The 10719-nt window shown below is 67.1% G+C and carries 6 protein-coding genes; 2 read left to right on the top strand and 4 right to left on the bottom strand.

Going from position 1 to position 10719, the window contains the following annotated elements:
- From AAG801_RS36245 to AAG801_RS36260, 4 genes are all read right to left on the bottom strand, one after another.
- A partial coding sequence (locus AAG801_RS36245) for an Ig-like domain-containing protein (protein WP_341892773.1) occupies positions 1–3995 on the bottom strand: 3995 nt, incomplete at its 3' end.
- A gap of 392 nt (positions 3996–4387) precedes the next feature.
- On the bottom strand, positions 4388–6028 hold the full coding sequence (locus AAG801_RS36250) for a 3-(methylthio)propionyl-CoA ligase (RefSeq protein ID WP_341892774.1): 1641 nt from the start codon (positions 6026–6028) through the stop codon (positions 4388–4390).
- Between the two features lie 43 nt (positions 6029–6071).
- The gene (locus AAG801_RS36255; protein WP_341892775.1) at positions 6072–7286 is read right to left on the bottom strand and encodes an ABC transporter substrate-binding protein; all 1215 of its coding nucleotides are present in this window, start codon (positions 7284–7286) and stop codon (positions 6072–6074) included.
- A 61-nt stretch (positions 7287–7347) separates the two neighbouring features.
- Positions 7348–8586, bottom strand: coding sequence for an ABC transporter substrate-binding protein (locus tag AAG801_RS36260; RefSeq protein WP_341892776.1), 1239 nt, complete (start codon positions 8584–8586; stop codon positions 7348–7350).
- Between the two features lie 253 nt (positions 8587–8839).
- Between AAG801_RS36260 and AAG801_RS36265 the strand changes: the two genes are divergently transcribed.
- Positions 8840–10027: an acyl-CoA dehydrogenase family protein gene (locus tag AAG801_RS36265; protein WP_341892777.1), complete on the top strand. Its 1188-nt coding sequence runs from the start codon at positions 8840–8842 to the stop codon at positions 10025–10027.
- Between the two features lie 21 nt (positions 10028–10048).
- Positions 10049–10719: acyl-CoA dehydrogenase family protein (locus AAG801_RS36270; protein ID WP_341892778.1), on the top strand; the 671-nt coding region annotated here is incomplete at its 3' end.

The following is a 10719-nucleotide window of genomic DNA, read 5'->3' on the forward strand; positions in this document are numbered from 1 at the left end:
TCGGTCGAGAGCAGGTGATCGCCGTCGATCAGCGGGTTGGTCGGCGTGATGCTCCAGTTGCCGTTCTCGTCGGCCACGTCGGTGCCGATCAGCGTGTCGCCGTCGTACAGGTTCACGGTCGCGCCCGGCTCTGCCTGGCCCTTGAACTCAGGCTTGTTGTCGTCGGTGGTGTCGCCGCTCTTGAGCGGCTCTTGCACGGGGCCCACGTCATCGAGAACCTCCAGGCCGGTGACCTGGCCCGGGGCCTTGGTGTCGACCGAGAAGTTCCAGATGCCGGTCGCGTCACTCGTCTGGCCCACGACGTTCGTGGCCGTGGCGGTGATGTCGTGCTTGCCGTCGGCCAGGTTGGCACCCGGCGTGTAGCTCCACTTGCCCGTGGCGTCGGCCACGGTCTGGCCCAGGAAGGTGCCGTTGTCGTAGATCTTGACGGTGGTGCCGGCTTGCGCCGTGCCGATGATGGTCGGCTTGGCGTCGTCGGTGACTTCGCCCTTCTGCAGCATGTGCACTGCGCCCACGTCGTCCTGCACGTTCTGGATCACGGGCGGCAGCGGAGGATCCCCCGCCATGTCGATGGCGTACGGTGCGCTGAGAATCGAATTGCCCGCCAGGTCCTGCTCGGTGGCTGTGAACTCGTTCACGCCCGACAGCAATGGCGTGTCCACCTGCACCGACCAGGTGCCGTCCTCGCCCACGGTCACGGGCTGCAGCTTGTAGCTGCCATTGCCGTCCTTGACCGTCACGATGATCGTGTTGCCCGCCGTGCCCGTGCCGCTGATCAGCGGACGGCTGTCGTCGGTGGTCGCGCCCGGAGCCACGTTGCCCACCACGGCGCCCACGTCGTCATGCACACCCGAGATGCTCAGCTTGCTGGCGTCAGGTGGCGTGTAGTCGGTGGTCAGCACGAACTCAGCCGAAGGCTGGCTGGTGTTGCCCGCCTTGTCGGTCGAAGTCACGGTGAACTTGTGCTCGCCCTCGGCCAGCGGCGAGGTCGGGGTGTAGCTCCAGTTGCCCTGGGCATCGGCCGTGACCTCGCCCAGCTCCACGCCGTTGTCGTAGATCTTGACGGTGGTGCCGGCCTCGGCCTTGCCCGACAACGTCGGCGACGGGTCGTCGGTGGTGCCGCCGTTGGTCAGCGCGCCCTGCACGGCGCCCACGTCGTCGCTCACCGCGCCGATGGTCGGTGCGGTGGGGGTGATCGTGTCGATGGTGAAGTTCACCGCAGGCGTGGGATCGCTCACGTTGCCCGCCAGGTTCGTGGCGGTGACGGTGATGGCGTGTGCGCCTTCGCTCAGGTCGGCCGTGGGCGTGAAGCTCCACGTGCCATCGGGCTTGACCACGGTCTGGCCCAGCAGGGTCGCGCCGTCGTACACCTTGATGGTGCTGCCGACCTTGCCCGTGCCCTGGATCTCGGGGCGGGTGTCGTCGGTGCTGCCGTTGGCCGCGATGGTGCCCTTGACGGCGCCCTGGTCGTCCACCAGCCTGTCGAGGGTCACGACGCCGGGAATGGCGTCCACGATCACGTTCAGCGGCTCGCCCTGGCCGCTGCTGTTGCCGGCCGCATCGACCACTTCGGTGGTGAAGGCGTGCTTGCCGCTGGCCAGCGGCGTGTCGGGCGTGAACGTCCAGCTGCCGTTGCCGCCGGCGATGGCTTCGCCGATCTTCACACCGTTGTCGTACACGTTCACGGTGGCGCCCGGCTCGGCCTTGCCGCTGAAGGTCGGGCGGTCGTCGTCGGTGGTCATGCCTTCGGTGAGCTTGCCCACCGAGCCGCCGACGTCGTCGGTGACTTCGAAGTCGGTGGCCTTGCCCGGCGGCGTGGCGTCCACCACGAAGTTCCAGATGCCGGTCGGGTCGCTGGTCTGGCCCACCGGGTTGGTGGCCGTGGCCGTGATGTCGTGCTTGCCGTTGGCCAGGTTGGTTTCAGGCGTGAAGCTCCAGTTGCCGATGGCGTCGGCCACGGTCTGGCCCAGGAAGGTGCCGTTGTCGTAGACCTTGACGGTGGTGCCGGCCTGCGCGGTGCCGATGATGGTCGGCTTGGCGTCGTTGGTCACTTCGCCCTTCTGCAGCATGTGCACGACGCCCACGTCGTCCTTGACGTTCTGGATCACGGGCACTTCGGGGCGGCCCGTGTCCACGAACACGTCGTAGCGGCCGGTCAGCGCGGTCGAGTTGCCCGCAGCGTCCTGCTCGACGAGCATGAAGGTGTTCTTGCCGGCAGCCAGCGGCGAGCTGACCTGCAGCGTCCAGGCACCGCCTTCTCCGATGACGGCCTGGCCCAGGTTGTGGTCGCCGGTGCTGTTCCTGACCCACACGGTGACGGTGTGGCCGGGCGTGCCGGTGCTGGTGCCGCTGAGCAGCGGACGTGCGTCGTCGGTCGTGCCGCCCGAGGCCACGTTGCCCTGCTTTTCGCCTACGTCGTCGAACACGCCCGTGACCGACAGCAGGCTGGCGTTCGGCGTGGTCACGTCGATCACGAAGTCGAAGGGGTCGGAGGGCGGGCTCTCGTTGCCCGCGGGGTCGCGCTCGACGATGGTGATCGAGTGGTCGCCTTCGCCCAGGTCGGTGGACGGAATGAAGGTCCACTTGCCGTCGTCGCCCACGTCGGCGGTGCCGACGACGGTGCCCTTGTCCTTGACGATGATGGTGTCGCCGGGCGTGCCCTGGCCGTGGAATTCAGGCTGGCGGTCGTCGGTGACGCCGCCCGGGGCGATGGGGCCCCGGATGTCGCCCATGTTGTCGATGACGCCGCCCAGCGTGGGCTTCTCGGGCGCGATGGTGTCCACGTCGAATTCGAAGGGGTTGGAAGGTTTGCTCTGGTTGCCCACGGGGTCTCGCTCGATGATGGTGATGGAGTGGTCGCCCTCGCCCAGGTCCTTGGGCGGCGTGAAGGTCCACTGGCCGTTGTCGTTCACTACGACGGTGCCGATTTCCTTGCCCTTGTCCTGCACGATGATGGTGCTGCCCGGGGTGCCCTGGCCGTTGAACTCGGGGCGCGGGTCGTCGGTGGCGCCGCCCGGGGGCACGCTGCCGGTGATGGTGCCGACGTCATCGATGACGGCGTTGGGGCCTTCGCCGTTCCAGCCGGGCTGGGCCGGCGGGATGGTGTCGACGCCGAACTCGAACGGGTCCGAAGGCACGCTTTCGCGCCCGCCCGCATCGCTCTCGGTGATGGTGATGGAATGCTGGCCGTCGCCCAGGTCCTTGGAAGGCGTGAAGTTCCATGCGCCGCTGCCGTCCACGACGACCTTGCCGATGGGCTTGCCGTTGTCATACACGGTGACGGTGTTGCCGGGCGTGCCGGTGCCATGGAAGTCGGGGCGGGTGTCGTCGGTCTTGCCGCCGCGCTCGATCGGACCTTGCACGAGGCCCACGTTGTCATGCGCACCGCCGATGCCGTCGAAGCCGGGCTTGCCGGGCGGTTGAACCACGGGCGGCGCCACGGGGGGCAGGCTGGGCGGCGCGGAATCGCCGTCGCTGCCGCTGGCCGCGGCGATCGCACCCAGGCCCAGGGCCGCCAGGCCGCCGGTCATCAGCAGGGGGAACATGCCGCCGAAGAAGTCGCTGTCGCCGCCGGCTTCGGTGCCTGCCAGGTACGACACACCCGAGCCGAACGAATCGCCGCCCAGCGCCACGGGCGCGGACTGGCCTTCGGACAAGGTGTAGATGTCGCCGGCCGCATCGGTGCGCGCGTAGGCATACAGCTGGCCGTCTTCGGCCACGCCGTACAGGCCCACGGGCTCGGACTGCGCGTAGTAGCCCTCGAGCACCAGGCTGGGGCTGCTCTCGCCCTCGAGCGTGACCTGCAGGTCCGCACCCACGCGCGTGAGGGTCACGTTCTCCGGTGCAAAGCCGTCTTCGCCCTTGAGCAGGTACTTGGCACCCTTGCCTACCTTGATCTTGAGCGGCGCCTTGCCGTTCGCTGCCGCTTCCACCGTGTGATCGATGTTCTTGCCGTTGCTGTTGACGACGACCTTCGTCTTCTTCTTCGTTGCCATGTGATTTCCTAGTGCGGGAGAAAGTAATGGGGACCGGACAAGCACGCGAAATGCACGCGACTCGATCAACGGTTTTGTTAACCGATGACTTTAGGAAGACGGTCCCGATACATCCATCGGACGAGTCCGAAAGCACTCCTCCCGGAGATAGGCACAGGTCGAAACTGTGAACAAAGCCCCCCGGACTCCGTACAAAGCACAAAGGCCCTTGCAAGTCGACGACTCGCAAGGGCCTTGGAAAAAGGACCGCGGTGGGTAAATAGTGCCGGGCGAAATCCCGGCCTGCTCAATCAGTGAGCAACGTGGTGCGAAGCCCCGTCAATGCTCGCTCTGCGGGTCCGCCTCCTCAGGCAACCCACAGAGTTATGCACAGAAAGAACGAACAACTGTCATCAGACTGACTTGGCCGCGATGTAGCCCTTGAACTGCTCGCGCAACTTGGTCTTCAGCAGCTTGCCGGTGGCTGTATGCGGCAGGCTGTCGACGAAAGCCACGTCGTCGGGCAGCCACCACTTGGCCACGCGCTGCGAAAGAAAAGTGAGCAGTTCCTCGCCCGTGACCTGTGCGCCCGCGCGCTTCACCACGATGAGCAACGGCCGTTCCTGCCACTTCGGATGCGCGATGCCGATCACCGCGGCCTCGGCCACGGCCGGGTGCGCGCTGGCGGCGTTCTCCAGATCGATCGACGAGATCCACTCGCCGCCCGACTTGATCACGTCTTTTGCGCGGTCGACCAGCTGCACGTAGCCGTCGGCATCGATGTTGGCCACGTCGCCGGTCGGGAAGAAGCCCTCGGCGTCGAGCACGTCGCCGCCTTCGCTGCGGAAGTAACCGCTCGCAATCCACGGACCGCGCACATGCAGGTGGCCGAAGGCCACGCCGTCGTGCGGCAGGCGCTGGCCGTTCTCGTCGACGATCTTGAGCTCCACGCCCCACACGCCGCGGCCCTGGCGCATCTTGACGGTCGTCTGCTCTTCTTTCGGGAGCGCGAGGTGCTTGGGCAGCAGGTTGCCGATCACGCCGATGGGGCTGGTCTCGGTCATGCCCCAGCCTTGCACGAAGTCGGCGTTGAAGTCGCGCTCGAAGCGTTCGATCATGGCGCGCGGCGTGGCGGCGCCGCCCACGCCGATGCGCTTCAGGCCGATGGCGCGGGTGTCGATTTCGGGGTGCGCATCGAAGTACTGGAACAGCATCAGCCACACGGTGGGCACCGCCTGCGAGAAGCTCACCTTCTCGTCGCGCATGAGTTCGTACAGGCTCTGGCCGTCCATGTGCGGGCCAGGCATGACGAGCTTGGCGCCCACCATCGCCGCCGAGTACGGCATGCCCCAGGCGTTGGCGTGGAACATGGGCACGGCGAGCATCAGCGTCATCTGCGAGCACACGCCGAAGGTGTCGGGCGCGCATTCCATCAGCGAATGCAGCACGGTGGAGCGGTGCGAATACAGCACGCCCTTGGGGTTGCCCGTGGTGCCCGAGGTGTAGCAAAGCGACGAGGCGGTGCGCTCGTCGAACTCGGGCCAGGTGTAGTCCTCGCTCTGCGCACCGATGAGCTCGTCGTAGCACAGCAGGTTGGGCACGTCGATGCTCGGCATGTGCGCGCGGTCGGTCATGGCGACGAAGGCGCGCACGCTCTTGAGCTTCGGCGCGAGCTTCTCGACCAGCGGCGCGAAGCTGGTGTCGAAGAACAGCACCTTGTCTTCGGCGTGGTTGACGATGTAGTCGATCTGCTCCGGAAAGAGCCGCGGGTTCACCGTGTGCAGCACCGCGCCCGAACCCGACACGCCGTAGTACAGCGCCAGGTGCCGGTAGGTGTTCCACGCCAGCGTGCCCACGCGGTCGCCGGGCGCCACGCCCAGCGCCTTCATCGCGTTGGCCACCTGCTTGGAGCGCCGCTGCACCTCGCGGTAGTTGGTGCGGTGCACCGGACCTTCGACGGTGCGACCGACGATCTCGACGTGGGGGTGGAAGGTGGCCGCGTGATCGATCAGCGACGAGATCAGCAGCGGGCGGTCCTGCATCAGTCCGAACATGGTGTGTCTCCTGTTGGTTTCTTTGTGAGCCTGCGTCGGAAGGCTACTTCACGGCGATCGAATCACCCATGGGCTCGAACTCCTTGCCGTTGAACTGCACCAGCTGCAGCGTATGGAACGGAAAGTAGTCGGTGGCCGAGGTGTTCAGCGCAATGCCCGGCAGCAGCATGCCGGTGCGCATGTTCTTCAGCGTGGTGGCCTGCTTGAGGAGGTTCTCGCGCGTGAGCTTGTCGCCCGAGGCCTTGAGCACGGTTTCCATGGCCTGCGCCACGCCGTAGCCGTACACGCCGGCGGCGTTGTTCACGTCTTCGTTCGGTGCGTACTTTTTCATGAAGGCCAGGAACTCCTGCGTGGCCGGGTCGTTGGCCCAGCGCGGCTGCGCGGCGTCCTTGAAGAAGGCCATGGCCATGATGCCCTTCGACTTCTCCAGGCCCGCGGGCTCCAGCGTCATCTTCACGTAGGCCGACACGTAGGTGAGGTACTGCTGCCTGGGCTTCCAGTTGATGTCCCAGGCCTTGCGGATGGCCTGTGCGGCAAAGCGCGCGGTGGCGAAGTTGACGAACACATCGGCACCCGACGACTGCAGCTTGATGATCTGCGAATCGACCGTCGGGTCGGCCACCTCGAACGAGGCCTCGGCCACCACCATCGAGGCCTTGTCGCCCAGGCCCTTCTTCAGGCCCTTGAGCAGGTCCTTGCCGAAGTCGTCGTTCTGGTAGAGCACGGCGATCTTCGCGTTCGGCATCGTCTTCAGGATGTTCTTCGCGTAGAGGCTGCCCTCGCCCTCGTAGCTGGGCATGTAGGGCGTGGTCCAGGGGTAGGTCTTGGGGTCGTTGAAGCGGTCGGCGCCCACGCCCAGGAACAGGTGCGGCACCTTCTTGGCGTTCATGTAGCGCTGGATCGCGGCATTGGAGGCCGAGCCCAGGTTGCCGTACACGGCGAGCACTTCGTCCTGCTCGACCAGCTTGCGCACCACCTCGGTGGTGCGTGGCGGCGTGTACTGGTCGTCGTAGCTGATGAGCGTGACCTTGCGGCCATTGATGCCGCCCTTGTCGTTCACCATCTTGAAGTACGCCTCGTTGACCTTGCCGACGATGCCGTACGACGACACGGGGCCGCTGTAGGGCATGGCCATGCCGAGCTTGATCTCGGTGTCGGATGCGCCGGTGTCGTACTTCTTCTGCGCAAGGGCCGCGCCGGCGGTGAACAGGAGGGCCGCGCCACCCAGGGCGGCGGCCAGTCGAACGATGGAGGTCATGGAAGCTTCAGTGGAAAAAACGAAAAGGGAGACACCAGGAACGAGGCGATCAATCAATCGATCAGTCGCCGAGCACCTTGCCGAAGGGCTCGTAGCGCGTGCCGTTGAAACGCACCAGCTGCATGCGCTCGATCGGGTAGAAGTCGGTCGGCGAGGTCTTCACCTCGATGCCCGGGTAGAGCATCGGCGGGCTGTACTGCAGGTTGGCGGCCACCTTCATGATGTTGGCGCGCGTGAGGTCGTCGCCCGCCTTGCGCAGCACCTGCTCCAGCGTCTGCGCCGATGAGTAGCCCAGCACGTTGAGCGAATCGCTCAGGTCGCCCGAGGGGTAGTACTTGCTGAACCAGGTCTTGTAGTCCTCGTACTCCTTGGAGCCCTTCCACATGTCGTCGGCCGGGTCGCGCAGGTAGGTGGCCGAGATCACGCCCACCGCGTTCTCGGGGCCGGCCGGCTTGATCACCGCCGACACCGACACCGACACGCTCGACAGGTACTGCGTGGGCTTCCAGCCGATGTCGGCCGCCTTGCGGATCGCCTGCGCCGCGAACTTCGGCGTGGTGATGCTGAAGAAGGTGTCGGCGCCCGAGGCCTTCAGGTTGACCATCTGGCTGTCGATGGTCGGGTCGGTCACCTCGTAGGTCGACTGCGCCACGATCATCGTCTTGGCCTTGTCGCCGAGCGCTTCGAGGAAGCCCTTGAGAAAATCCTTGCCGAAGTCGTCGTTCTGCATGAGCACGGCGATCTTCGCGTTGGGCTTCGTGCTCAGGATGTGCTGCGCGTAGATCTTGCCTTCGGTCTGGTACGTGGGCTGCCAGCCCATGGTCCAGGGAAAGGCCTTCGGGTCGCCGAAGCGCGTGGCGCCCGTGGCCACGAACAGCTGCGGCACCTTCTTCGCATTCATGTAGCGCTGGATCGCCAGGTTGTGCGCCGTGCCCAGCGGGCCGAAGAGCACCAGCACCTCGTCTTGTTCCACCAGCTTGCGCGCCTGCTCCACCGTCTTCGAGGGGTTGTAGGCGTCGTCCAGCGAGATGAACGTGACCTTGCGGCCGTTGATGCCGCCTTCGGCATTGAGCTTGGCGAAGTAACCGGCCGCCGCCTTGCCGATGGTGCCGTAGGCGGAGACCGGGCCCGAGTACGGAACGATGTGGCCGATCTTGATTTCGGTGTCGCTCGCGCCCGGGTCGTAGCGCTTCTGGGCCTGCGCCGTGAAGGCGACAGTCAAACCGAGCGTGGCTGCAAGGCCTGCGCCGAGCAGGCGGCGGCGCGCGCCGGGGCGGGCGGAAAAGAGGGAACGTGTCATGGTGTTGTCTCCGTCGTTCTTGTGAAAAAGAAGCTGCCGGCCGCGGCTCTCTCACCGGGCTTTCACCGGCCCCGTATCGGTCTGCGTCGGACCTCGTGCGGCGTTCGGGCTGGATGGTAGGCAGCGCCTCCGGCGCGTCACATCGTCGGAACGGACGATTGAGAGCGCCCGAGGGTTGCCCCTAGCATGAGCCTCGACACGGAGACAACACGCACCGCCGCGCAACGCGGCGGGCACCGAAGGCAAGCACCGCATGGACCTCACGCTCAATCCCCGCTACGAAGCCTTTCGCGACGAGTTGCGCGCGTTCCTCGCCACGCACGGCCACCGCTCGGCCTTCGCGCGCACCGCCGAACGCCCCGACGCCGACGCGCTTGCGTGGCAGCGTTTGCTGCTGGACCACGGTTATGCGGGCCGCACGGTGCCGCGTGAGTACGGGGGCCACGGTGCCGCGCCCGACGTGATGGAGGCGCACCTCATCACCGAAGAGTTCGCGCGCGCCGGCGCGGCGCCGCCGCTGGGCAACCAGGGCATCTCGATGCTGGTGCCCACCCTGCTCGAGCTGGGCACCGAGGCGCAGCGGCGCGAGTGGATCGGCCCCACGCTGCGCGGCGAGGTGGTCTGGTGCCAGGGCTACTCCGAGCCCGGCGCTGGCTCCGACCTGGCCTCGCTGCAGACGCGCGCCACGGAAGACGGTGGCGACTTCGTCATCAACGGCCAGAAGATCTGGACCTCGACCGCGCACGTGGCCGACATGATCTTCTGCCTCGTGCGCACCGAGCTCGGCGCCGCGAAGCACGCGGGCATCAGCTACCTGCTGTTCTCGATGAAGACGCCCGGCATCGAGGTGCGCCCGCTGAAGACCATGACCGGCCACGCCGAGTTCAACGAGGTCTTCTTCACCGACGTGCGCGTGCCGCAGCACCAGATCGTGGGCCAGCGCGGCGAGGGCTGGAAGGTGGCCAACGCCACGCTCAAGCATGAGCGCGGCTCGCTCGGCAACCCCAACCTCACGACCCAGCGCTACCAGGAACTCGCCACGCTGATGCAGGCCGAAACGGTCGACGGATCGCGCCTCATCGACCAGCCCGTGCTGCGCGACCGCCTGATGCGGCTGCAGGGCCAGGTGCTGGCGCAGAAGTGCCACGGCCTGCGGCTGCTCACGGCCGCGGCCAACGGCGAAGACCCGGGCCTGGCCGCGCTGGTCGTGAAGCTGCAGGGCTGCGAGCTGCGCCACCAGCTGGCCGCACTCGCCATCGACGCGCTGGGCGAACTGGGCCTGCTGATGCCCGGCAGCGCGCACCTGCGCGCGCAGGCGCTCTGGCAGGAGCGCTACATGTTCGACCTGGGGTTGATCATCGGCGGCGGCACCGCGCAGATCCAGAAAAACATCATCGCGGAACGCGGGCTGGACATGCCGCGCGAACCGCGTCTCGCCTGATCGGCTGGAAGAAAGCACGCCATGGAATTCGCCCTCTCCGCCGACCAGAAGCTGCTGCAGGACAGCCTGCGCCGCGCCCTCGAACGCGCCTGTCCGCTCGATCGCGTGCGCCGCGTCGCGGCCGACGACCTGCCGCTGGACCGCGAGGTCTGGCGCACGCTGTGCGAGGTCGGCGTGCCGGCCCTGCTCGTACCCGAAGCCTTCGGCGGTCTCGGCCTCTCGCTGCTCGACGCCGCGCTGGCCGCCGAAGAACTGGGTCGCCATGTCGCGCCCACGCCCTTTCTCGGCACCGCCGTGCTCGCACCGCTCGCGCTGCGCGAAGCCGGCAGTGCCGCACAACAGGATGAATGGCTGCCGCGACTGGCCGCGGGCGAATGCATCGCCGGCGTGGCCATCGCCGAGGCCGTGGCCGGCGCGCGCGATGGTGCGGGCGTGACGGCCAGCGCCAACGGCACGCTCGACGGCGGCGCGCTCTTCGTGCTCGATGCGGGTGCGGCCGATGTGTTCATCGTCGCCGACCGCGCGGGCGGCCTGCACCTCGTGCGCGCCGATGCACAAGGCCTCACACGCGGCGCGCTGCGCAGCATCGACGCCACGCGCCCGCTCGGCGAGTTGCACTTCGCGCAGGTGAAGGCCGAGCGACTGCCCAACGCCAATCGCGCCACGCTCGCGCGCCTGCGCACCGCGGGCTG

The organism is Variovorax sp. YR752 (assembly GCF_943372545.1).